Genomic DNA, 23,782 nt, shown 5'->3' on the forward strand with positions numbered 1-23,782 from the left:
AGGGCTCCGGTTACGGACAGAAAGTCGTAGGTACTGCTACGCCGAGAGCCCGTATCGCACCAAGAAGCCGGACAGCCAATGAAGCGCCCTTCCGCGAACGGGAGGGAACCTCGAAAACCGAGGGGACATACAACAGGTGCGAGCACGGCCTGCTCCGTCTGAGGCGCGCAGGCCCGCAGCGCAACCTTTAGCATACGGGGGCGGCCGGACAGGGTCAATGCGCGAAGCGCGCACCCGGGGCAGTTCTGCTCAATTCCGGCACGACTCACGGCCCTTGCGCCACCACGGCGGGGGTCCGCCGCACGGCGGCACTGAGCGCAAACTACATCGGCGGGCGAGATGAACCAAGAGTACGGACACGAAGACGCGGTCGACGGGGACGCCGACGAGGCCGAGGCGACCCGGCGTGACGCGGGGGACGCGGAGAGCAGCCGGGCGAGCCGCGGCTGGTGGGACCGGAACGCCGACGAGTACCAGAGCGAGCACGGGTCCTTCCTGGGCGACGACCGGTTCGTGTGGGGCCCCGAGGGGCTCGACGAGGCCGAGGCCGGGCTCCTCGGACCCGCCGCCTCGCTGAAGGGCCTCGCCGTCCTGGAGATCGGCGCGGGCGCGGCGCAGTGTTCGCGGTGGCTGGCGGCGCAGGGGGCGCGGCCGGTGGCCCTCGACCTCTCGCACCGGCAGCTGCAGCACGCGCTGCGGATCGGCGGGGAGGTGCCGCTGGTGGAGGCGGACGCGGGGGCGCTGCCCTTCCGGGACGGCTCCTTCGACCTGGCGTGCTCGGCGTACGGCGCGGTGCCGTTCGTCGCCGACCCGGTGCGGGTCTTCCGCGAGGTGCGCCGGGTGCTGCGGCCGGGCGGCCGCTGGGTGTTCTCGGTGACGCACCCGATCCGCTGGGCGTTCCCGGACGAGCCGGGGCCCGAGGGCCTCTCGGTCGCCGCCTCGTACTTCGACCGCACGCCGTACGTCGAGCAGGACGAGCAGGGGCGGGCGGTGTACGTGGAACACCACCGGACCGTCGGGGACCGGGTGCGGGACGTGGTGGCCGGCGGCTTCCGGCTCGTGGACCTGGTCGAGCCGGAGTGGCCGGCCTGGAACAGCCAGGAGTGGGGCGGCTGGTCCCCGCTGCGGGGGAACCTGATCCCGGGGACGGCGATCTTCGTCTGCGAGCGGGACGACTAGCAGCTCCTGCTCGACCGGTCGGTCCTACTTGCTCGACTGGTTAGTCCTACTTATGGAGGGCCCTGTGGATAACAGGGCCCTCCCTTTTCTTCGCACGTACGAGACTGAGTGCGTGATCCGAAACGACGCAATCGACCGTCTCCCCGTCCGCCACGCCGTCCCCGAACTGCTCGCCGCACTCGCGGAGCGCGGCACGGCGGTGCTGTCCGCTCCTCCCGGCACCGGCAAGACGACGCTGGTCCCGCTGGCGCTGGCGGGGCTCATAGGGGAGGGACCGGTGCGCCGGGTGCTGGTGGCCGAGCCGCGGCGGATGGCGGTGCGGGCGGCGGCCCGGCGGATGGCCTGGCTGCTCGGCGAGGAGGTCGGCGGCGCGGTCGGCTTCTCGGTGCGCGGCGAGCGGCGGGCCGGCCCCGCGACCCGGGTCGAGGTGGTGACGACGGGCATCCTGCTGCAGCGGCTCCAGCGCGATCCGGAGCTGGCGGGCGTGGACGTGGTGCTCCTCGACGAGTGCCACGAGCGGCATCTCGACGCCGATACGGCGATGGCCTTCCTGGTGGACGTACGGGCGACGCTGCGGCCGGAGCTGAAGCTGATCGCGGCCTCCGCGACGAGCGACGCCGAGGCCTGGGCGGAGCTGCTCACGGTCCTGGACGGCAGCGGGCCCGCGCCGATCGTGTGGAGCAAGGGCGAGGGCCACGGGTACGCGGTGAAGTTCGCCGCGCCGCCGGCCGGGATCAGGCCCGCGCACGGCACCTGGGTGGATCCGGCCCTGCTGCGTCACGTGGCGGCGACGGTCCGGCTCGCGCTCGAGCGGCACGAGGGCGACGTCCTGTGTTTCCTGCCGGGTACGGGGGAGATCGCGCGGACGGCGGGGCTGCTCGCCGGGGTGGACGCGGAGGTGCTCCAGCTGCACGGGCGGGCTCCCGCCGACGTGCAGGACGCGGTGCTGCGGGGCGCCGGGCCCGGCGGGCGGCGGCGGGTGGTGCTCTCGACGTCGGTGGCGGAGTCGAGCCTGACGGTTCCGGGGGTGCGGATCGTCGTGGACTCGGGGCTCGCACGGGAGCCCCGGACGGACCACGCCCGGGGTCTCGGGTCCCTCGCGACGGTGCCGGTGTCGACGGCGGCGGCGACCCAGCGGGCGGGGCGCTCGGGTCGTGAGGAGTCCGGTGTGGTCTACCGCTGCTGGGCGGAGGCGGAGGACGGCAGCCGGGCGCGGTACCCGTCGCCGGAGATCAGGATCGCCGACCTGGCGGACTTCGCCCTGCGGGCCGCCTGCTGGGGCGACCCGACGGCGGAGGGGCTGGCACTGCTCGACGCGCCGCCGGCCGGGGCGATGGCGGCGGCCCGCGCGGTCCTGGGGTCGATCGGGGCCGTGGACGGGGACGGCCGGGCCACGGAGCGGGGGGTACGGATGTCCCGGCTCGGGCTGCACCCCCGGCTGGGGCGGGCGCTCCTCGACGGGGCGCCCGAGGTCGGGGTCCGGCGGGCGGCGGAGGTGGTGGCGCTGCTGAGCGAGGAGCCGCCGCGCGAGTACGGGGACGATCTGGCATCGGCCTGGCGGGCGGCCCGCCAGGGCTCCGACGGGTACGGCGCCCGGTGGCGGGCGGAGGCGCGCCGCCTGGAACGGTCGGCCGGCGAGGCGGCGGGCGGGGGCGCCGGGGGCGGGTCCGGGGCTGGGGCCGAGACCGGGGCTGGGATCGGGTCCGGGGCTGGGTCTGAGGTCGGGTCCGGGGCTGGGGGCGAGGCCGGGGACGATGCCGTGGCCGGTCTCGTGACGGCGCTGGCGTTTCCGGAGCGGGTGGCCAGGGCTCGGGAGCAGGGTGGCTATCTGATGGTGTCGGGGAGCGGGGCGCGGCTTGCCGAGGGCTCCCGGCTGCGGTCCAGTCGGTGGCTCGCGGTGGCGGTGGCGGACCGCACGGCACGGGACGCCACGGCGCGGGTGCGGCTCGCGGCCGTGGTGGACGAGTCCATGGCCTGCCGGGCGGCCGGGCATCTGCGGAGCACCGGCGAGGAGGTCCACTGGGAGGACGGGGACGTCGTCGCGCGATCGGTGGACCGTCTGGGGGCGGTCGAGCTGACGGTCCGGCCCCTGGGGGCCGGGGCCGAGCCCGCGCTCGTGCGGGAGGCGCTGCTCGACGGTCTGCGGCGCGAGGGGCTCGGGCTGCTGCGGTGGCGCCGGGAGGCCGGGGAGCTGCGCGAGCGGCTGGCCTTCCTCCACCGGGAGCTGGGGGAGCCGTGGCCGGACGTGTCGGACGGGGCGCTGGTCGACCGGGCCGGCGAGTGGCTGGAGCCGGAGCTGTCGCGGGCGTCGCGCCGGGCCGATCTGGGGCGGATCGACGCCGGGGAGGCGCTGCGGCGGCTGCTGCCGTGGGCGTCGGGCGAGGCGGTGCGTCTCGACGAGCTGGCGCCGGAGCGGATCGAGGTCCCGAGCGGTTCGCGGATACGGGTCGAGTACGGGGGCGAGCGGCCGGTGCTCGCGGTGAAGCTCCAGGAGATGTTCGGCCTGGCCGAGACGCCCCGGGTGGCGGGGGTCCCGGTGCTCGTCCATCTCCTCTCCCCCGCCGGCCGGCCCGCGGCGGTCACGGCCGACCTGGCGTCGTTCTGGCGGGACGGCTACCGCGCGGTGCGGGCGGAGCTGCGCGGGCGGTACCCGAAGCACCCGTGGCCCGAGGATCCGTCCGCGGCGGTGCCGACCCGGCACACCAGCGCACGGCTCAGACAGGAGCGCTGACCGGGGTCGGGGCGGGGGCGGCGGGCGGTTCCGGCCGGGGGCGGCGCGAGCGGGCCTCCAGCCAGAGGGCGAGGGAGAGGAGGACGAGGGCGAGGACGGTGAGGCTCCACGGGACGTAGGAGACGAGCATGAGGACCATGAGGCGGTTGGAGGAGACCATCGCGCCGATGCTCTCCAGGTAGTCCTCGCGCATCTTCACGTGCCCCGCGAAGACGGTGAGGGTGTCCTGTCCCATCAGCTTCTTGGCGTTGCGGAGCTCCTCCTTGTGGATCTCCTCGCCGTTGACGGGGGCTCCGGTGACCGGCTCGACCCAGAACATGCGCTTGGTCGTGTACCAGCGGGTGAGGCCCGAGTCGGCGAGGATCTTGGGGGTGATGCCCTTGACCGGCATGGCCTTGGGCATGGGGACCTTGGTCCAGGGGATGGTCTGCTCGAAGTAGTAGACCTCCATGCCGCGGAAGGTGCGGGTGCCCTTGTAGTGGATGGGGGCCGCGGTGCGGGTCTGGGCGTCGAAGTACTGGTAGTCGCGCTTCTCGGTCAGGAAGGGGAACTTGAACTCGATGCCCTCGCGCCGGACCGGGTCGCCGTCGACGGATTCGCCGGTGGCGTGGACCGGGTCCTGGGTGTGGGCGTCGAAGACGTACCGCTCCGGGACCTTGGAGACCATCTTGCCGTCGGGTCCCGTGACGTAGGCGAGGGCGTCCCAGACGACGACGTCGCGTCCGGCGTCGCGTTCGATGCGGCGCGACTCCTCCACGTTGCCCTTGAGGGTCTGGATGATCGTGATCTTGTCGACCTTCTCGGCCTTGAGGGTGGAGTAGTTGAGGAGGGTCGCGGGCCGCGCCTCCAGAACGGTGTCCTGGTACTGGTTCGCCGGGATCTTCGCCAGGCGGGGGAAGGCGTACCAGCGCAGGGTCGGGGCCATCGCGGCGCAGAAGACGGCGAGGGCGAGGAGGACGAGGCTGGCTCGGCGGCGCACGGTCGGCCCCCTACTTCTTGGGGCCGGGATCGGCGGTCAGCAGGGGCTTGGGCGAAGTGGGGCCGTCGGGCGGCAGATCGACCACGGAGAGGAGCAGGACGAAGAGGAGGACTGGGGCGAGTCCGATGGCGGCGGCGACGAGGGCGCGCATGGTCGGCCTCCCGGGTGCGATCTGATAGGTCGTCAGGGCGGGGGCACCGTAGCAACGCGGCCGCGAGATGAGAACACGTTGCACCCGGGTAACGCGAAGCGCCGCCCCTCCCGCCCGGTGCGGACGGAGGGACGGCGCGGAGGAACTCAGCGCGGAGGCTCAGGCGGTCAGGCCGTCAGGCCGTCAGGCCGTCAGGCCGAAGGGGAGGCGCTGGGCGAGGGGGTGGCCTCGGGCGAGCCGCTGCCGGAGGGCGTCGGCTCCGGGGTCGGCGTCGGATCCGTCGCCGGGGGCGTCGTCGGGGGCGCGGTGACCGTGAGGTCGATGAAGGTGGTGCCGCCGCCGGGCGCGGTCAGCTGGAGGTAGAACGTGCCCGCCTTGTCGCCCGCGAGGAGGTCGCCCGACGCGAAGGTGAGCAGTCCGTTCGTCCCGGTCTCGAGGGTGACGGTACGGACGGACGTGCCGTCGGCGCGCTTGAAGGACGGGCCCTCGGTGCTCTCCTTGGGGTCCGTCTTCGAGGTGACGATCACCGCGGTGACCCGCACGCCGGGGGCGAGGGCGCCCTTGTCGGTGGCCTTCACCTGGATCTGCTGGGTGAAGGAGGTGCCGGTCGTGGCCGACAGGGGGTCGCCGGCGACCCGGGTGAGGGTGTCCGCCTGGCGCTCCGTGACGGTCGCGGCGAACTCGGCCGCGTGCAGGGTCCGTCCCACGACGGTGGCCCGCACGGTGAAGGATCCCGTCTTCGCGCCGGCCCGGAGGGCGGGAGAGGCGGCGAGGCCGGTCGAACCGGTGGTGACGGTGGCCGTGGTGCCGCCGCCGGCGAAGCGGGTGTCGGTGGTGCCGGTGATCTCGAAGCGGACGGCCACGCCGGCGACCGGCTTGCCCGCGGCGTCGAGCGCCGCGACCCGGGGGGCTCCCGTGAAGGCGCTGCCGGTGGTCGTGGTCAGCTTCTGGTTGGCCACGATCGCGAGCTGGGCGACCTTGACGGCCGCCGGGACGGTGGGCGGCGTCACCGGCGGGGTGACCGGGGGCTTGGTCGGAACGGTCGGCGGCTTGACCGTTCCGGGGCGGGTCTCCGAGGGCTTCGGCTCCGGGGTGCGCGGCGTCGGCGCCGGAGTCGTGGGGACGGTCGGGAGCGGCGTGGTGGGGTGGGGGCGGTTGCCCCTGCCGACGTCGTCGCTGCGGTCGACCGGCAGCACGCCCGTGCCGTCCGGGATCTGGTGGGTGCCGCGCTGGTAGTACGTGACCCAGGACAGGACCGTGTTCAGGTACTCCGTCGAGTGGTTGTAGCTGAGGATGGCGCTGTCGAGGTCGGCCTTGAGCGCGAGGTTGCGGTCGTTGGCGCAGAGGTAGAGGCCGGCGGCCTGCGCCGCGTCGTAGATGTTGTTCGGGTCCTTCTTCCCGTCGCTGTTGGCGTCCTGGCCCCAGGTGGCCCAGGTGGACGGGATGAACTGCATCGGGCCGACGGCCCGGTCGAGCTTCGTGTCGCCGTCGTAGGCACCGTCGTCGGTGTCGGTGATCAGGGCGAAGCCGTTGCCGTCGAGGGCGGGGCCGAGGATCCGCGGCGATGCCGTGCCGTTGGCGTCGACCCGGCCGCCGCGCGCCTGACCGGACTCGACCTTGCCGATGCCGGCGAGCACCTGCCACGGCAGGTTGCAGTTGGGGTCGGTCGAGCGTATCGACAGCTCGGCGCGCTTGTAGGCGGAGTAGACGGACGCGGGTATGCCGGCCTCGGCGGGGCCGGTGATCACCGGCAGATTGCTGCTCGCCCCGGGCTTGTTCGGCGTGTTCAGCGGCGGCAGGGCCGTGTAGTACGGGGAATCGCCCGTCGCGGAGCCCCTTCCGGACGGCGGCGTCGTGTCACCGGCGCCGATGGCGTGGTCGCCGCCGGCGTTGTCCACGGGCGGCTGGACCGCTTCCGGTGCCTGCGAGGCGGCGAGCGCGGCGACCGCCGCGGCCATCACCACACCAGTAGTGGCTCCCTTGCGCAGCCGGTGGCCCATGTGCGCTGCCATGTCCGTCGTCCCTCCCCATCGACGCGGTCCCGCGCTCCCCGCGCGAGACCTCTGGCGACCCTATGCCAACTCCGGACCACCTGATACCGGCCCCTGACCGTGTTTCACGGTTTCGTCACCTCTTGGCCGCCTGCCGACCAGGTGAGTCCGGGAACCGACCGGAGCGTCCCGGCCCTCTTGCACTCCGGTCGATCACGCACTCCGGCCGCCGTCACCACCGAAAATCCTGGGGGAACTCCCGTTGCCGTTCACGCTGAGCCACGCCGCCGCCGTGCTGCCCGCGCTGCGCCGGAACGGCACCGCGCGCGGGCCGCTCGTCGCCTCCGCTCTCGTCGCCGGGTCCTTCTCGCCCGACATGACCTATTTCGCGGCGACCGCGTTCCCCGGGGCGATGGTCCTCGGGAACGTCACCCACTCCCCCGTCGGGATCGTCACGGCGGACGTACTGATCACCGCCGCGCTCGTGGCCCTGTGGCTGACCGTGCGCGAGCCGCTCGTCGCGCTGCTGCCCGCCCGGTGGCGCGGTCGGGTGTACGGGCTCGTACGGGGCCGGCCCTGGCGGGAACGGCACCCGGCCGCGCTCGCCGGATGGTTCTGCCTCTCGGCGGTCATCGGCGCCACGACCCACGTGGTGTGGGACTCCTTCACCCACCTCGACCGCTGGGGCACCCGCTCCATCCCCTTCCTCGGCGAGATCGTGGCCGGGTTCCCGGTCTATCTCTATGCGCAGTACGGGGGTTCGGCGCTGGCCCTCGTACTCCTCGGCTGGTGCGCTGCGCGGGCCCTGCGCTCCTCCCTCCCCGGGGTGGAGCTGCCGGCCCGAATCCCCGTGCCGGGTCGGCGCGGGCGCCTCCTCGCCGCCGGTCTGATCGCCGGCTGCGTCCTCGCCGGTGTCGCCCACCGGGTGCTGCGCTGGGCCGCGTACTGGGGTTGGGGCCGGGTCGAGACGCCCCTCGCCGTCATTCCGACGGCCTGCTTCGGCGCCGGCGCGGGGCTCGCCGTCGGGCTCGTGCTGTACGGGACGGGGGCGCGGCTCCTCCGGTCACGGCGGGCTCGAACGACCCCGGTCGCGCCGGTCCCCCGGGACCTCCCCGACCCGGCCCCTCGGCCGGAACACTCCCGTCCGGGATCTCGCTGATCCGCTCCGGCGGGGTGAAGTCGCGGGCCGCCGCGCTGCCGGAGAGCCTGCGGTGCACGACGAGGGCGATGCGCTCCAGCGTGCGGACGCCGTACCGCATGGTGGGGTTGTCGTGGCTGAGGAGGGCGATCCGGTAGTCGACGGCGGGGCTTCCTGGGGCAGTGTCGGTTTCGGTGTCGGTACTCGTGCCTGTGCCTGTGCCTGTGCCTGCGCCTGTGTCGGGGTCCGTGCCCGTGTCCGCCGCGGCCGTCGCCGGGCGCACGATGCCGACGCTGTGGACGCGCCAGGCGTGGGTCGCGCGGGGCAGCCAGCCGTTCTTGAGGTGGACCTTGACCGTGCGGGGCGCGCCCGCCGTGACCCCCCAGGCCTGTTGGTGGACGACCTGCCCCATGAGGGACAGGGCCTCGGGGCGGTGGGAGACCGCGGCGAGGAGGGCGAGTTGGTCGCGTGCGGTGGTACGGGTGAGGCCCCAGTAGCGGCCGCGGCCGAGGACGGTGTCCCGGGCACCGGCCTCCCGCAGCACCCTGTTCAGCCGGGCGCGGGACAGGCCGTCCCACAGCTCGGTGGCGGCCTTGTTGTCGGAGCGGGTGATCATCGCCTTCAGCCGCCGCGCCTCCAGCCGGGTGGGCGCGCGGCCCAGCTCCTCCGCCCGCCCGAGGACGGCCTGCATGATCAGGACCTTGGCGATGCTCGCGGAGTCGTACGCGAGGGTGTCGGCGAGCCGGCAGCGCAGTCCGCGCCCGGGGTCGTGGACCGCGAGGGAGACCGTGCTCTCCCGGCCCTTGAGCGCCGCCGCGATGTCCTGGGACAGGCGGGCGGCGAGGGCCGGTTCGCGGGGCGAGGTGCAGAGGGCGGGCGCGGGGTGCGCCTCGGCGGCGTGTGCCTCGGCTGGGTGGGGCGAGGCGGTGGCCGCCGCGCCGAGGAGGGCGCCGAGGAGGGCCCAGGTGGGGAGGCGGGAGGGGCGGCGCGGGATCATGCTCCCCAGTTTCGGGAGCCGTGCGCCAGGGGCGCCCCTTGGGACTGGTCCACCTGGCGCACACCGCCCCACGTGCGGGCCGCGCCCCGCGCCCGTGTGGGCCCGCGCCCGGCAGGCCGGTGCCCCGCCCGGGGCTTCGCCCCGCCCCGTGTGGGCCCGCGCCCGCCGGGGCGGTGCCCTTCGCCGCCTGCCGTGTGGGCAATCGTCCCGCTGGGGCGGGACGGGTGGGCACACGGGACGGCGCCCCCAGCCGGGCCTAGGCGTTCCGCGCCTGGACCCGCCCCCCGACGGTGCCGTACCTGCGGTGCGGGTTCAGGCGCGGAAGCCTCGGGCGCCGGCAGGGCGCGGGTCCGTTGTGCCCACCCGTTCCGCCCCAGCGGAACGACTGCCCACAACGGGGGCGGGCGCAGGCCCACAACGGGGGCGGCGGGGGCACCGCCCCAGACGGGCGCCGCCCGCAGCGGGGGCGGTGTCCGCGGTGGGGTCAGTGGGCTGCTGAGTCCCAGTTCGGGCCTACGCCTACCGAGACGTCCAGGGGGGCTCGAAGGTCGGCTGCCGCGGACATCTGGGTGCGGACCAGGGACTCGACCTGCTCGCGCTCGCCGGGGGCGAGTTCGAGGACGATTTCGTCGTGGACCTGGAGGAGCATCCGGGAGGCCAGGCCCGCGTCGGTGAGGGCGCGGTCGACGTTCAACATGGCGACCTTGACGATGTCGGCGGCCGTGCCCTGGATGGGGGCGTTGAGGGCCATGCGTTCGGCGGCCTCGCGGCGCTGGCGGTTGTCGCTGTTGAGGTCCGGGAGGTAGCGGCGGCGGCCCAGCATCGTCTCGGTGTACCCGGTGGCGCGGGCCTCGTCGACGACGCGCCGCAGGTAGTCCCGTACCCCGCCGAAGCGCTCGAAGTAGGTGTCCATCAGGACGCGGGCCTCGCCCGGGTCGATGTTCAGCTGCTGCGAGAGGCCGAACGCCGACAGGCCGTAGGCCAGGCCGTACGACATGGCCTTGATCTTGCGGCGCATCTCCGCGTCGACGGCGGACCGCTCGACGCCGAAGACCTGGGAGGCGACGGTGGTGTGCAGGTCCTCGCCGGAGGTGAAGGCCTCGATGAGGCCCTCGTCCTCGGAGAGGTGGGCCATGACGCGCAGCTCGATCTGGCTGTAGTCGGCGGTCATGAGGGCCTCGAAGCCCTCGCCGACGACGAAGCCGTGCCGGATGGCGCGGCCCTCGTCCGTCCGCACCGGCACGTTCTGCAGGTTGGGGTCGGTCGAGGAGAGGCGGCCGGTCGCGGCCACCGTCTGGCTGAAGGTGGTGTGGATCCGGTTGTCGGCCGCGATCGTCTTGATCAGGCCTTCGACCGTCGAGCGCAGGCGGGCCTGCTCGCGGTGGCGGAGCATGATCACGGGCAGTTCGTGCTCGGTCTGACCGGCCAGCCAGGCGAGCGCGTCGGCGTCCGTCGTGTATCCGGTCTTGGTCTTCTTGGTCTTCGGGAGGTTCAGCTCGCCGAAGAAGACCTCCTGGAGCTGCTTGGGCGAGCCGAGGTTGAACTCGTGGCCGACGGAGGCGTGGGCCTCCTTCACGGCCTGCTGCACGGCGCCGGCGAACTGCTGCTCCATGGCCTCCAGGTGGTCGCGGTCGGCGGCGATGCCGTGCCGCTCCAGGCGGGCGAGGAGGGCGGAGGTGGGGAGCTCGACCTCGTGGAGGAGCTCGCGGGCGCCGACCTCGGCGAGCCGCTCGTCGAAGGCGTCGCCGAGGTCGAGGACGGCCCGCGCCTGGCTCATGAGGGCCTCGGCCTCGGCGGTGTCGTCGGCGCCGAAGGCGAGCTGGCCGTCGGCGGGGGCGGCCGGGGCGAGCTCGCGGCCGAGGTACTCGACGGTGAGCGCGTCGAGGGCGAAGGAGCGCCGGCCGGGCTTGACCAGGTAGGCGGCGAGGGCGGTGTCCATGGTGACGCCCGCGATGGACCAGCCGTGCTCGGGGAAGACCCGCATGGCGCCCTTGGCGTTGTGCATGACCTTCGGCCGGTCGGGGTCGGAGATCCAGGCGGCCCAGGCCTGCTCGTCGGCCTCGTCGAGGGTGCTGGGGTCGAACCAGGCGGCGGCCCCGTCGGCCCCGGCGAGGGCGATCTCGCTCACGTTCCCCGTGCCGAGGGCCCAGCTGTCGACGGTGGCGATGCCGAGGGGCTCGGTGCCGTGCTCGGCGAGCCAGGGGGCGAGCTCGCCGGCGCCGAGGACGGTGAAGTCGAGCTCGACGCCCGCGGCGGGGGCGGGCGCGGCCTCCTCGGCGGAGCCCGGGTCGACGGCGAGGAGCCGCTCGCGCAGCGAGGGGTTGCGGATCTCCAGGGTGTCGAGGACGAGGGCGACGGCCGCGCGGTCGTACGGCTCGCGGGCGAGGTCCGCGACGGTCTTCGGCAGCTCGACGTCCCGGACCATCTCGGTGAGGCGGCGGTTGAGCTTGACCGACTCCAGGTGGTCGCGGAAGTTCTGGCCGGCCTTGCCCTTGACCTCCTCGGCGCGCTCGACGAGCTCGGCGAAGGAGCCGAACTGGGTGATCCACTTGGCGGCGGTCTTCTCGCCGACGCCGGGGATGCCCGGCAGGTTGTCGGACGGGTCGCCGCGCAGGGCGGCGAAGTCGGGGTACTGCGAGGGGCTCAGGCCGTACTTCTCCTGGACCTTCTCCGGGGTGAAGCGGGTGAGCTCGGAGACGCCCTTGGTCGGGTAGAGCACGGTGGTGTGGTCGGTGACGAGCTGGAAGGAGTCCCGGTCGCCGGTGACGATGAGGACCTCGAAGCCCTCGGCCTCGGCCTGGGTGGCGAGGGTGGCGATGACGTCGTCGGCCTCGAAGCCGTCGACGGCGAAGCGCGGCGCGTGCATCGCGTCGAGGAGCTCGCCGATCAGCTCGACCTGCCCCTTGAACTCGTCGGGGGTCTTCGAGCGGTTCGCCTTGTACTCCGGGAACTCCTCGGACCGCCAGGTCTTGCGGGACACGTCGAACGCGACCGCGAAGTGGGTGGGGGCCTCGTCGCGGAGCGTGTTCGCCAGCATCGAGGCGAACCCGTAGATCGCGTTCGTCGGCTGTCCGGTCGCGGTGGTGAAGTTCTCCGCGGGCAGCGCGAAGAACGCCCGGTACGCGAGCGAGTGCCCGTCCATGAGGAGCAGGCGGGGGCGGGTGTCTGCGGGGTTCTTCGATGCTGTCTCGGCCACGGGACGATCCTGCCACGGTCCACTGACAATCCCGTCCACACCGGCCGGACGATCCCGTCGGCAGCGGTCGGGGTGCCGGGTTGTCGGTGCCGCGTGACAGGATCGGAGACGTACGCCACAGGTATACCGCTCAAGGGAGAGCGCGATGGTCAGCAAGCCGCCGGCCGGTGACCCGGTCCAGGACGCCCCGCAGGTCACGCCGCCGCAGCACGCCGCAGCCGGCCTGCCCGCCATCGGGCACACCCTGCGGATCGCGCAGGAGCAGATGGGGCTGCGGCGCACCGCGCGGACCCTGCTCAAGGTCAATCAGAAGGACGGCTTCGACTGTCCCGGCTGCGCCTGGCCGGAGGGTGACAAGCGGCATGTGGCGGAGTTCTGCGAGAACGGCGCGAAGGCGGTCGCCGAGGAGGCGACGCTGCGCCGGGTGACCCCGGAGTTCTTCGCCGCGCATCCGGTGGCGGACCTGGCGACCCGCAGCGGGTACTGGCTGGGCCAGCAGGGCCGGATCACGCAGCCGATGCTGCTCCCCGAGGGCGGCGAGCGGTACGAGCCGGTGAGCTGGGAGCGGGCGTTCGCGATCATCGCGGAGGAGCTGCGGGCCCTGGCATCGCCCGACGAGGCGCTCTTCTACACCTCGGGGCGGACGAGCAACGAGGCGGCGTTCCTGCTGCAGCTCTTCGCCCGCGAGTTCGGCACGAACAACCTGCCGGACTGCTCCAACATGTGCCACGAGTCCTCGGGCTCGGCGCTGACGGAGACGATCGGCATCGGCAAGGGCAGCGTCTCCCTCGAGGACCTGCACCGGGCGGACCTGATCATCGTGGCCGGGCAGAACCCGGGGACGAACCATCCCCGCATGCTCTCGGCCCTGGAGCAGGCGAAGGCCTCGGGCGCGAAGATCATCTCGGTGAACCCGCTGCCGGAGGCGGGCCTGGAGCGCTTCAAGAACCCGCAGACCCCGCAGGGCATGCTCAAGGGCGCGGCGCTCACCGATCTCTTCCTGCAGATCCGGATCGGCGGCGACCAGGCCCTCTTCCGGCTGCTCAACAAGCTGGTCCTGGAGACGGCCGGGGCGGTCGACGAGGAGTTCGTACGGGAACACACCCACGGGTACGAGGAGTTCGCGGCGGCGGCGAAGGCGGCCGACTGGGACGAGACGCTCGCCGCGACCGGTCTGAGCCGCTCGGAGATCGAGCGGGCCCTGGAGATGGTGCTCGCCTCGGAGCGGACGATCGTCTGCTGGGCGATGGGCCTCACCCAGCACAAGCACTCCGTGCCGACGATCCGCGAGGTCGTCAACTTCCTGCTCCTTCGCGGGAACATCGGCCGGCCGGGTGCCGGGGTGTGCCCGGTGCGCGGCCATTCGAACGTGCAGGGCGACCGCACGATGGGCATCTTCGAGCGCCCCGCGCCCGCCTTCCTCGACGCCCTGGACAAGGAGTTCGGGATCGTCTCGCCGCGCCACCACGGCTTCGACGTGGTGCGCTCGATCCAGGCGCTGCGCGACGGCGAGGCGAAGGTCTTCTTCGCGATGGGCGGCAACTTCGTGGGGGCGACGCCCGACACGGAGGTGACGGAGGCGGCCATGCGGAACGCGCGCCTGACCGTGCACGTCTCGACGAAGCTGAACCGCTCGCACGCGGTCACGGGCACGCGCGCGCTGATCCTGCCGACGCTCGGCCGCACCGACAAGGACGTGCAGAGGAGCGGCAAGCAGTTCGTGACGGTCGAGGACTCGATGAGCCTGGTGCACGCCTCCCGGGGCAACCTGCCGCCGGCGAGCCCGCACCTGCTGTCCGAGCCGGCGATCGTGGCGCGGATGGCCCGTGCCGTCCTCGGCGAGGGATCGGCCACGCCCTGGGAGGAGTTCGAGGCGGACTACGCCCGGATCCGGGACCGCATCGCGCGCGTGGTGCCCGGTTTCCAGGACTTCAACGCCCGTCTCGCGGCGAACCCGGGCGGCTTCGCGCTGCCGCACGGCCCGCGCGACGAGCGCCGCTTCCCCACGAAGACCGGCAAGGCCAACTTCACGGCCGCGCCCGTCGAGTACCCGAGGGTGCCCGAGGGCCGGCTGCTGCTGCAGACGCTGCGCTCGCACGACCAGTACAACACCACGATCTACGGTCTCGACGACCGCTACCGGGGGATCAAGGGCGGCCGCCGGGTGGTGCTCGTGCACCCCGAGGACGCGGCGGCGTTCGGCCTCGCGGACGGGGCGTACGCGGACCTGGTGAGCGAGTGGACGGACGGCACCGAGCGGCGGGCGCCCGGCTTCCGGGTCGTGCACTACCCGACGTCCCGGGGGTGCGCGGCGGCCTACTACCCGGAGACGAACGTCCTGGTGCCGCTGGAGTCGACGGCGGACGTCAGCAACACCCCCGCCAGCAAGTCCGTGATCGTGCGTCTGGAACAATCGCAGTCCGCCTAAGCGTTTGCTCAGGCGACCACGATGCGACAAGCAGCCGTACGAAGACGAACGGAGCCGGGCCCATGGGTGAGCAGCAGCACGTGAAGTTCCCGCAGGAGGTCATCGACGAGTACGCGGCGCTCGGCGTCGACCTCCCGGCGCTCTTCTCGGCCGGACACCTCGGGAACCGGATGGGTGTGCAGATCCTGGAGGCCTCGGCCGAGAAGGTCGTCGGCACCATGCCGGTGGAGGGCAACACCCAGCCGTACGGGCTGCTGCACGGCGGCGCGTCGGCGGTGCTCGCCGAGACGCTGGGCTCCGTCGGCTCGATGCTGCACGGCGGGGTCTCGAAGATCGCCGTCGGCGTCGACCTGAACTGCACCCACCACCGCGGGGTGCGCAGCGGTCTGGTGACCGGCGTGGCGACCCCGGTCCACCGCGGGCGGACCACCGCCACGTACGAGATCGTGATCAGCGACGAGCAGGGCAAGCGGGTGTGCTCGGCCCGGCTGACCTGCCTGCTGCGCGAGGTCGCCCCGAAGGACGCGGGCGACCTGCCGACGGCGGGCCGCACGGAGGCCTGACCGGCCCGCACCCCGCGGTGCGGGCCGCGCGGGGAGGCCGCGCGGGGAGGCCCCACGGAGCCGGCCGCGCCGGATCCGTGCGGGCCACACTCGCCCGCACGGCCGGCGCCCGAGCCGAGCCGAACGACCCGGACCGACATCGCCGGCGCCCGAGCCGAGTGACCCGGACCGACACCACCGGTACCCGAGCCGAGTGACCCGGACCGACACCACCGGTACCCGAGCCGAGTGACCCGAGTCGGCACCAGCGGCGCGGCGCAGGACGGATCATCGTCCTGCGCCGCGCCGTTCGTGTGTCAACTCCCTTGTCTCCGGACCCTCTTGCCCCGTGCGCCCGCAGACGCTTCACTGGCGAACCTCCCCCCGCAGGAGAACACCCGTTCCACTCACACACCGAGGGGTTCTTCGTGACCGCCAGTCGCACCACCTACGCGCTGACCACCGTCACCGCCGCCGCCTGTGCCGCCGTCCTCGCCACCGCGATCCCGGCCACGGCGATCAACTCGTACAACGCGACCCCGGCCCCCGAGCGCACCGAGGTCGGTGCGCTCGTCGCGACCTGGGACAACGACGACGATCCGGCGACGCCCGACCGCGTCGACTGGGTCTGCTCCGGCACCATGATCGACGCGAACACCTTCCTGACGGCCGCGCACTGCACCACCGACTGGCCGGCGAACGTCCGCTTCTACGTCTCGCTCGACCAGGACGTCCAGGCCGGCCTGGACCGGGCGGCGGCCGCCCACCCGGGCGACCCGGCCGCCCAGGCCCGCAGCGTGGCCGTCGAGGGCACGGCCCACACCCACCCCGCGTACCCCGGCCCGGCCTCCGACACCCATGACATCTCGGTGATCGAGCTGCCCGCCTCCGCCGTGAAGGCCCGCTGGTCCTTCACCCCCGCCGCCCTCCCCCAGGCCGGCGCCCTCGACGCGCTCGGTCCGCAGGGGCTGAACGACACGTCCTTCGTGGTCGCCGGTTACGGAACCGAGGAGGCGGAGCGCGGTCCGGGCGGACAGACGCACCCCGGCGGCGGCGTCCGCATGAAGGCGCCGGTCACCTTCAACGCGCTCAACAGCGCCTGGATCCGGCTCGGCATGACCGCGCCCCAGGGGAACGGCGGGGCCTGCTACGGCGACTCGGGCGGCCCCAACTTCGCGACGCTGAAGGGCAGGTCGACCCTGGTGGCCACCACGATCACCGGCGATACGCCGTGCTACGCGACCAATGTGGTCTATCGGCTGGACACTCCCGGTGCGCGTGACTTCCTGAAGCCGTACGTGCAGCTTCCCTGACGCCCCGACCCCAGGCCGCGTCACTCTCCGTGATCTTCGCACGATGTGGAATCGAGCCGAGCGGGCGAACGGTTTCGTCCGCTCAGCTTTCTGCCACTGTCCGATATCCGGAGAGTCGAACGGAGGGTGCGACAGGAGCAAGATTCACTCAAGCCCCTTAGCGGAACTGCGCGTTCTCAGTATGTGAACACTGCATTACAGACCCTAATGCCCCGGTTTTCCCACTCGGTGCGCACACTCTTTCCCCGTCGGCATAACAAGACAGTCACATCCTGACCTCGCCGCTCCCCGACCCTCCCCACCTGCGCTTAGAGTCACCGCCAGTCACCGCGCCGCCGGGCGCGTCCTAGTGCACGGCCCTGTACCAACCCCCAGTACGGCCCGGCGTTCCAAAACGGCACCCCTCGCTTTGCAGCTTCACGGCACCGCCTCATTCCGAGGGGGCCGCGCCAGGGAAAGGACCCTTCGTGCGAAACCGTTCGTTGCTCATACTCACCACCGCGGTCACCGCGGGAGCGCTGACGCTCACTGCCTGTGGTTCCCGTGACGACAAGGGCGGCGCCGAGAACGGCGACAACGGCAACGTCACCGTGACCATCGGTCTCGACGCTCCGCTCACGGGTGAGCTGTCCGCCCTCGGCCTCGGCATCAAGAACTCCGCCGACCTCGCGGTCAAGACGGCCAACAAGAAGGCCTACGTCAAGGGCGTGACCTTCAAGCTGGAGTCCCTGGACGACCAGGCGCAGCCCTCCTCCGGCCAGCAGAACGCCACCAAGTTCGTCGCCGACAAGTCGGTCCTCGGCGTCGTCGGCCCGCTGAACTCCGGCGTCGCCGAGTCCATGCAGAAGGTCTTCGACGACGCGAAGCTGGTGCAGGTCTCCCCGGCCAACACCAACCCGGCGCTGTCCCAGGGCCCGAACTGGGCCTCCGGCGACAAGAAGCGCGGCTACAAGTCGTACTTCCGCACCGCCACCACCGACGCCATCCAGGGCCCGTTCGCGGCCCAGTACGTCTTCAAGGACGCCAAGAAGACCAAGGCGTTCATCATCGACGACAAGAAGACCTACGGCGCCGGTCTCGCGGGCACCTTCAAGGGCGAGTTCGAGAAGCTCGGCGGCAAGGTCGTCGGCACCCAGCACATCAACCCGGACACCAAGGACTTCTCCGCGGTCGCCACCCAGGTCAAGAGCTCCGGCGCCGACGTCGTCTACTACGGTGGCGAGTACCCGGCCGGCGGCCCGCTGGCCAAGCAGATCAAGGCGGCCGGTGCGAAGGTCACCGTCGTCGGCGGCGACGCGATCTTCAGCCCCGAGTACGTGAAGCTCGCCAGCCCGGCCTCGGCCGAGGGCGACTTCGCCACCTCGGTCGGCGCGCCGATCGAGTCCCTCGCCTCCGCCAAGGAGTTCCTGGCCAACTACAAGGCCGAGAACTACAAGGAGGCCTACGAGGCCTACGGCGGCTACGCCTACGACTCGACCTGGGCGATCATCGAGGCCGTCAAGAAGGCCGTCGAGGGCAACGGTGGCAAGCTCCCCGAGCGCGCCAAGGTCGTCGAGGCCATGCAGGGCGTCTCCTTCGAGGGCGTGACCGGCTCGGTCGCCTTCGACGAGTTCGGTGACACCACCAACAAGCAGCTGACCGTCTACAAGGTCACGGGCGGCGCCTTCAAGCCCGTCAAGTCCGGCACCTTCGGCGGCTGATCCTCAGCAGTCCCATCTCTCAGCACCACCTTCACCGCGCGGGGGCGCCGGCCACACCAGGCTCCCCGCGCGGTGTCACATCCGTCGAAAGTCTCGGAGGACAATGCGGTGAACGAACTGCCGCAGCAGCTGGTCAACGGCCTGCTACTGGGATCCATGTACGGGCTCGTCGCCGTCGGCTACACGATGGTCTACGGCATCGTCCAGCTCATCAACTTCGCCCATGGCGAGATCTTCATGACCGGCGGCTTCGGGGCGCTCACGGTCTGGCTCATCCTGCCCGGCGGCACGAGCCTGTGGGTCGCCCTGCCCCTCATGATCATCGGTGCCGTGCTGGTCGCGACCACCATAGCCGTGGGGGCGGAACGGTTCGCCTACCGTCCGCTCCGTGGCGGCCCCCGTCTCGCCCCCCTCATCACGGCCATCGGTCTCTCCCTCGCCCTGCAGCAGGCCGTCTGGGCCTGGTACCCCGAGGCGAAGTCCGCCCGGACCTTCCCGCAGATCCCCGGCGGCCCGATCGAGCTCGGCCCGGTCACCATCCAGACCGGTGACGTCTTCCTCCTGATCGCCGCCCCCATCTGCATGGGCTTCCTCGCCTTCTTCGTCATGCGCACCCGCACCGGTCGCGGCATGCAGGCCACGGCGCAGGACCCGGACACCGCGAAGCTCATGGGCGTCAACACCGACCGGATCATCACGATCGCGTTCGCGCTCGGCGCCGCGTTCGCCGCGGTCGGCGCCGTCGCCTACGGCCTCAAGTACGGCGTCGTCGACTACAAGATGGGCTTCCTCCTCGGTCTCAAGGCCTTCACCGCCGCGGTCCTCGGCGGCATCGGCAACATCTACGGAGCCATGATCGGCGGTGTCGTCCTCGGCATCGCGGAGACCTTGGCGACGGCCTACATCGCCCACATCCCCGGCATGCAGCAGCTCGGCGGCCAGTCCTGGGCCGATGTCTGGGCCTTCGTACTCCTCATCGTCGTACTCCTCGCCCGGCCACAAGGCCTGCTCGGCGAGCGCGTCGCGGACAGGGCGTGAGCACCATGACCACCATCTCCGAGAACCCCACGGCACCCGCGGCCGAGCCCGCGCCGGCCGAGGCGACCGGTCTCATCGGCTTCGTCCCGGTCCGGGTCGCCCGCGCCCTCACCCTGGGCGGCGGCGTCCTCACCGTCGCCAGCTGCTTCCTCGCCTGGACCTGGACCCGCACCTTCCCCGGCGACCTCACGGTCTACGGCTACCCGGGCGGCCTCCAGCTCCAGGTCCTGGTCACGGGCCTGCTCACCACCCTCTTCGCCCTCTCCTCGTACGGCGTCAAGGGCACCCGCTGGCTGACCCCGGCCGGCGCCGACGCTGCCGTCAAGCTCGCGGCGCTCGCCGCCTTCGCCACGGCCTGGTACACGGTCGCCGCCATCAGCATCACGCTCGGTGGTCCGATCAACCTCGAGCCGGGCGGCGCGGTCGTCGCGCTCGCCACCCTGCTCGCCCTGCTCGGCGCCCTCTCCCTCCCCTACGAGCGGCCGAAGACGCTGCCCGTGGACCCCGAGGACACCGGCTGGGACCAGTTCAAGCACCGTGCCGGCAACGGCTGGACCAACTTCAAGGGCGCCTTCGCCACCACCGGTCCCGTCCGCAAGCTGCCGGCCATGAACTCCGCCGTCGAGATCCTGATCATCGCGGGCGTCCTCGCCGTCGCGCTCGGCGTCTTCACCTACGGCGTCGGCACGGAGTACGACGAGCTGTTCATCGGCTTCCTGATCACGGCCGGCCTCGGCTTCGCCGCGGTCAACAAGGCGGGCCTCATGGCCCAGGCCACGCAGCTCACCGGAAAGCACCAGAACCTGTCCATCGCGGGCGCGTTCATCGCCGCGGCGCTCTTCCCCTTCACCCAGACCGACGACCAGTACGCGACGCTCGGCGTCTACATCCTGATCTTCGCCACGGTCGCCCTGGGCCTGAACATCGTCGTCGGCCTCGCCGGTCTCCTCGACCTGGGTTACGTCGCCTTCCTCGGCGTCGGCGCCTACGCGGCCGCCCTCGTCTCGGGCGCCCCGACCTCCCCGTTCGGCGTGCACTTCCCCTTCTGGGCCGCCGTCCTGGTCGGCGCGGGAGCCTCCCTGGTCTTCGGTGTCCTCATCGGCGCCCCGACCCTGCGCCTGCGCGGCGACTACCTCGCCATCGTCACGCTCGGTTTCGGTGAGATCTTCCGCATCACGGTGATGAACACCGACGGCACTTCCGGCCCCGACATCACCAACGGCTCCAACGGCATCTCGTCCATCCCGAACCTCGACATGCTCGGGTTCGACTTCGGCGCCGAGCACTCGATCGCCGGCTTCACCATCGGCCGCTTCGCGAACTACTTCTTCCTGATGCTGCTGATCATGGCGGTCGTCGTGCTGGTCTTCCGGCGCAGCGGCGACTCCCGCATCGGCCGCGCCTGGGTCGCCATCCGCGAGGACGAGACCGCCGCGCTCGCCATGGGCATCAACGGCTTCCGGGTCAAGCTCATCGCCTTCGCGCTCGGCGCCTCGCTCGCCGGCCTCGCCGGCACCGTGCAGGCCCACGTCACCTACACGGTGACCCCGGAGCAGTACCTCTTCGCCGGTCCCATCCCGCCCAACTCCGCCTTCCTGCTCGCGGCCGTCGTCCTCGGCGGCATGGGCACCATGAGCGGTCCCCTGGTCGGCGCGTCCCTGCTCTTCCTCATCCCGAACAAGCTCCAGTTCATGGGCAGCTACCAGCTCTTCGCCTTCGGCGTCGCGCTGATCCTGCTCATGCGCTTCCGCCCGGAGGGCATGATCGCCAACCGGCGCAACCAGCTGGAGTTCCACGAGAACGACGAGACGCCCGCCACGCCCGTCAAGGCAGGTGCCTGAACCATGACGACCACCACCAACAAGGCCGAGGCCACCACCGAGCCGGCCGCCCGCGAGACCGTCCTCGACGCGCGCGGGGTCACCATGCGGTTCGGCGGCCTCACCGCCGTGCGCGATGTGAACCTCACGGTGAACAGCGGCGAGATCGTCGGTCTCATCGGCCCCAACGGCGCCGGAAAGACCACCTTCTTCAACTGCCTCACCGGTCTCTACGTCCCCACCGAGGGCGAAGTCCGGTACAAGGGCACGGTCCTGCCGCCCACGTCCTTCAAGGTCACCGACGCGGGCATCGCCCGGACGTTCCAGAACATCCGGCTCTTCCACAACATGACCGTCCTGGAGAACGTCCTCGTCGGACGCCACACCCGGATGAAGCAGGGCCTCTGGTCCGCGCTGCTCCGCCTGCCGGGCTTCAAGAAGGCCGAGGCCGAGGCCGCCGAGCGGGCCATGCAGCTCCTGGAGTTCATCGGCCTCCAGGACAAGGCGCAGCACCTCGCCAAGAACCTCCCGTACGGAGAGCAGCGCAAGCTGGAGATCGCCCGCGCCCTCGCGAGCGACCCCGGTCTGATCCTGCTCGACGAGCCCACCGCCGGCATGAACCCGCAGGAGACGCGGGCGGCGGAGGAACTCATCTTCAAGATCCGGGACATGGGCATCGCCGTGCTCGTCATCGAGCACGACATGCGGTTCATCTTCAACCTCTGCGACCGGGTCGCCGTGCTCGTCCAGGGCCAGAAGCTGATCGAGGGCGACAGCGCGACCGTCCAGGGCGACGAGCGGGTCATCGCCGCGTACCTGGGCGAGCCGGTCGCCTCGGAGACGGGCCCCGCACAGGCGTCGGCTCCGGCGGACGAGGAGGCCTCCGAGGCCTCCGAGGCCGCCGAGACCGACGAGGCTGACGGGACCGACGAGGCCCCCGAGGCTGACGCGGCCCCCGAGGCCGAAGAGGCCGACGAGACCGAAGACGCCCCGGCCGAAGAGACCGACGAGGCCGACGAGGCCGACGACGCCCCCTCGGACGAGGCTCCGGCCGCCGAGGCCCCGGCCGCCGAAGGCGCCGACGAGGAGCCCTCGGAGGACACCCCGCACGACCCTGCTTCGGGCAAGGAGAACGACGCATGACCGCACTGCTCGAAGTCGAGGACCTGCGCGTCGCCTACGGAAAGATCGAGGCCGTCAAGGGCATCTCCTTCTCCGTCGACGCCGGTGAGGTCGTCACCCTCATCGGCACCAACGGCGCCGGGAAGACCACCACCCTGCGGACCCTCTCCGGGCTCCTCAAGCCGGTCGGCGGCCAGATCAAGTTCGAGGGCAAGTCCCTCCGCAAGATCCCCGCGCACAAGATCGTCTCGCTGGGTCTGGCCCACTCCCCCGAGGGCCGGCACATCTTCCCCCGGATGACGATCGAGGAGAACCTGCTCCTCGGCGCCTTCCTCCGGAAGGACAGCGCCGGCATCGCCAAGGACGTCCAGCGCGCCTACGACCTCTTCCCGATCCTGGGCGAGCGTCGCAAGCAGGCGGCCGGCACGCTCTCCGGCGGTGAGCAGCAGATGCTCGCCATGGGCAGGGCGCTGATGTCCCAGCCGAAGCTGCTCATGCTCGACGAGCCCTCCATGGGCCTCTCACCGATCATGATGCAGAAGATCATGGCGACGATCGCCGAGCTGAAGGCCCAGGGCACCACGATCCTGCTCGTCGAGCAGAACGCCCAGGCCGCGCTCGCCCTGGCGGACCACGGTCACGTCATGGAGATCGGCAAGATCGTGCTCTCCGGCACGGGGCAGAACCTGCTCCACGACGAGTCCGTCCGCAAGGCGTACCTCGGCGAGGACTGAGCACCGCAGACGGAAGGCCCGCCCCACAGCGACGTGGGGCGGGCCTTCTTCCGTACGGGGAGGCCGCGGGCTACTGCCCCTTGGCCGCCTTCTTCTCCTCGGCGTCCTCGATGACGGCCTCGGCGACCTGCTGCATCGACATGCGGCGGTCCATAGAGGTCTTCTGGATCCAGCGGAACGCGGCCGGCTCCGTCAGGCCGTACTGGGTCTGCAGGATCGACTTGGCGCGGTCGACGAGCTTGCGGGTCTCCAGGCGCTGGGAGAGGTCGGCGACCTCCTTCTCCAGGGCGCGGAGTTCGGCGAAGCGGGAGACGGCCATCTCGATGGCGGGCACCACGTCGCTCTTGCTGAACGGCTTCACCAGGTACGCCATGGCGCCGGCGTCCCGGGCCCGCTCGACGAGCTCGCGCTGCGAGAAGGCGGTCAGCATGAGGACCGGGGCGATGGACTCGCCGGCGATCTTCTCGGCGGCCGAGATGCCGTCGAGGACGGGCATCTTCACGTCGAGGATGACGAGGTCGGGGCGGTGCTCGCGGGCGAGCTCGACGGCCGTGGCGCCGTCTCCGGCCTCGCCGACGACCGTGTAGCCCTCTTCCTCCAGCATCTCTTTGAGGTCGAGGCGGATGAGGGCCTCGTCCTCGGCGATGACGACGCGGGTCGTCAGCGGCGGGACGTGCGACGCCTCGGCGTCGGCGGGCTGGGGCGACTCGGGGGCGGTCACGC

General features: G+C 72.1%; 16 protein-coding genes and 1 pseudogene. 11 read left to right on the plus strand and 6 right to left on the minus strand.

Going from position 1 to position 23,782, the window contains the following annotated elements:
- Nucleotides 1–339: 339 nt before the first annotated feature.
- Together SVTN_RS09585 and hrpB are read left to right on the plus strand one after the other, a co-directional pair.
- A complete protein-coding gene (locus tag SVTN_RS09585) occupies nt 340–1,179 on the plus strand; it encodes a class I SAM-dependent methyltransferase (protein WP_041128694.1) in 840 nt (279 codons plus the stop codon).
- A gap of 112 nt (nt 1,180–1,291) precedes the next feature.
- A complete protein-coding gene (hrpB, locus tag SVTN_RS09590; RefSeq protein ID WP_041133734.1) occupies nt 1,292–3,910 on the plus strand; it encodes an ATP-dependent helicase HrpB in 2,619 nt (872 codons plus the stop codon).
- Here the strand turns inward: hrpB and pgfA are convergent.
- The 3 genes from pgfA to SVTN_RS09600 all read right to left on the minus strand — a co-directional run bounded on the left by pgfA (nt 3,894) and on the right by SVTN_RS09600 (nt 7,052).
- On the minus strand, nt 3,894–4,889 hold the full coding sequence (pgfA, locus tag SVTN_RS09595) for a cell envelope lipid trafficking protein PgfA (protein WP_041128695.1): 996 nt from the start codon (nt 4,887–4,889) through the stop codon (nt 3,894–3,896). The two genes, hrpB and pgfA, sit on opposite strands and share 17 nt — an antisense overlap.
- Nucleotides 4,890–4,899: 10 nt before the next feature.
- Entirely contained in the window at nt 4,900–5,040 is a 141-nt protein-coding gene (locus SVTN_RS43700) for an SPW_0924 family protein (RefSeq protein ID WP_107072740.1), read from the minus strand.
- A gap of 191 nt (nt 5,041–5,231) precedes the next feature.
- A complete protein-coding gene (locus SVTN_RS09600) occupies nt 5,232–7,052 on the minus strand; it encodes a lytic transglycosylase domain-containing protein (protein ID WP_041128696.1) in 1,821 nt (606 codons plus the stop codon).
- Nucleotides 7,053–7,293: 241 nt separating this feature from the next.
- Between SVTN_RS09600 and SVTN_RS41945 the strand changes: the two genes are divergently transcribed.
- Nucleotides 7,294–8,190, plus strand: a complete 897-nt coding sequence (locus tag SVTN_RS41945) for a DUF4184 family protein (protein WP_041128697.1) — start codon at nt 7,294–7,296, stop codon at nt 8,188–8,190.
- Nucleotides 8,191–8,455: 265 nt separating this feature from the next.
- Here SVTN_RS41945 and SVTN_RS46380 read toward each other — a convergent pair.
- Nucleotides 8,456–9,166, minus strand: a pseudogene (locus SVTN_RS46380) (serine hydrolase); the annotation flags it as partial.
- Between the two features lie 484 nt (nt 9,167–9,650).
- Nucleotides 9,651–12,362, minus strand: coding sequence for a DNA polymerase I (polA, locus tag SVTN_RS09615; RefSeq protein ID WP_041128698.1), 2,712 nt, complete (start codon nt 12,360–12,362; stop codon nt 9,651–9,653).
- Between the two features lie 145 nt (nt 12,363–12,507).
- On the opposite strand from polA, the gene SVTN_RS09620 reads away from it, so the two are divergent.
- The 8 genes from SVTN_RS09620 (at nt 12,508) to SVTN_RS09655 (ending at nt 23,059) form a co-directional block, all read left to right on the plus strand.
- Complete coding sequence (locus SVTN_RS09620) at nt 12,508–14,790, plus strand: FdhF/YdeP family oxidoreductase (protein WP_041128699.1); 2,283 nt, start codon at nt 12,508–12,510, stop codon at nt 14,788–14,790.
- Between the two features lie 62 nt (nt 14,791–14,852).
- A complete protein-coding gene (locus SVTN_RS09625; protein WP_041128700.1) occupies nt 14,853–15,353 on the plus strand; it encodes a hotdog fold thioesterase in 501 nt (166 codons plus the stop codon).
- A gap of 407 nt (nt 15,354–15,760) precedes the next feature.
- Entirely contained in the window at nt 15,761–16,645 is an 885-nt protein-coding gene (locus SVTN_RS09630) for a trypsin-like serine protease (protein ID WP_052499037.1), read from the plus strand.
- Between the two features lie 467 nt (nt 16,646–17,112).
- Complete coding sequence (locus SVTN_RS09635) at nt 17,113–18,345, plus strand: branched-chain amino acid ABC transporter substrate-binding protein (RefSeq protein WP_041128701.1); 1,233 nt, start codon at nt 17,113–17,115, stop codon at nt 18,343–18,345.
- Between the two features lie 108 nt (nt 18,346–18,453).
- On the plus strand, nt 18,454–19,383 hold the full coding sequence (locus tag SVTN_RS09640; RefSeq protein ID WP_041128702.1) for a branched-chain amino acid ABC transporter permease: 930 nt from the start codon (nt 18,454–18,456) through the stop codon (nt 19,381–19,383).
- Nucleotides 19,384–19,388: 5 nt separating this feature from the next.
- Nucleotides 19,389–21,224 (plus strand): branched-chain amino acid ABC transporter permease, encoded by a 1,836-nt coding sequence (locus tag SVTN_RS09645; protein WP_041133737.1) that lies wholly within the window; start codon nt 19,389–19,391, stop codon nt 21,222–21,224.
- A gap of 3 nt (nt 21,225–21,227) precedes the next feature.
- The gene (locus SVTN_RS09650; RefSeq protein ID WP_041128703.1) at nt 21,228–22,346 is read left to right on the plus strand and encodes an ABC transporter ATP-binding protein; all 1,119 of its coding nucleotides are present in this window, start codon (nt 21,228–21,230) and stop codon (nt 22,344–22,346) included.
- Nucleotides 22,343–23,059, plus strand: coding sequence for an ABC transporter ATP-binding protein (locus SVTN_RS09655; protein ID WP_041128704.1), 717 nt, complete (start codon nt 22,343–22,345; stop codon nt 23,057–23,059). The genes SVTN_RS09650 and SVTN_RS09655 overlap by 4 nt, the downstream gene beginning before the upstream one ends.
- 70 nt (nt 23,060–23,129) lie before the next feature.
- On the opposite strand, the gene SVTN_RS09660 is transcribed toward SVTN_RS09655, so the two are convergent.
- Nucleotides 23,130–23,780, minus strand: a complete 651-nt coding sequence (locus SVTN_RS09660) for an ANTAR domain-containing response regulator (protein WP_041128705.1) — start codon at nt 23,778–23,780, stop codon at nt 23,130–23,132.
- Nucleotides 23,781–23,782 lie beyond the last annotated feature (2 nt).

The organism is Streptomyces vietnamensis (genome assembly GCF_000830005.1).
GTDB lineage: Bacteria > Actinomycetota > Actinomycetes > Streptomycetales > Streptomycetaceae > Streptomyces > Streptomyces vietnamensis.

Excerpts from the sequence above, each read along its gene's own strand:
- SVTN_RS09585 (WP_041128694.1), top strand. The coding sequence starts at position 340 with ATGAACCAAGAGTACGGACACGAAGACGCGGTCGACGGGGACGCCGAC.
- SVTN_RS43700 (WP_107072740.1), bottom strand. The coding sequence starts at position 5,040 with ATGCGCGCCCTCGTCGCCGCCGCCATCGGACTCGCCCCAGTCCTCCTC.
- SVTN_RS09600 (WP_041128696.1), bottom strand. The coding sequence starts at position 7,052 with ATGGCAGCGCACATGGGCCACCGGCTGCGCAAGGGAGCCACTACTGGT.
- SVTN_RS09620 (WP_041128699.1), top strand. The coding sequence starts at position 12,508 with ATGGTCAGCAAGCCGCCGGCCGGTGACCCGGTCCAGGACGCCCCGCAG.
- SVTN_RS09625 (WP_041128700.1), top strand. The coding sequence starts at position 14,853 with ATGGGTGAGCAGCAGCACGTGAAGTTCCCGCAGGAGGTCATCGACGAG.
- SVTN_RS09645 (WP_041133737.1), top strand. The coding sequence starts at position 19,389 with ATGACCACCATCTCCGAGAACCCCACGGCACCCGCGGCCGAGCCCGCG.
- SVTN_RS09650 (WP_041128703.1), top strand. The coding sequence starts at position 21,228 with ATGACGACCACCACCAACAAGGCCGAGGCCACCACCGAGCCGGCCGCC.
- SVTN_RS09655 (WP_041128704.1), top strand. The coding sequence starts at position 22,343 with ATGACCGCACTGCTCGAAGTCGAGGACCTGCGCGTCGCCTACGGAAAG.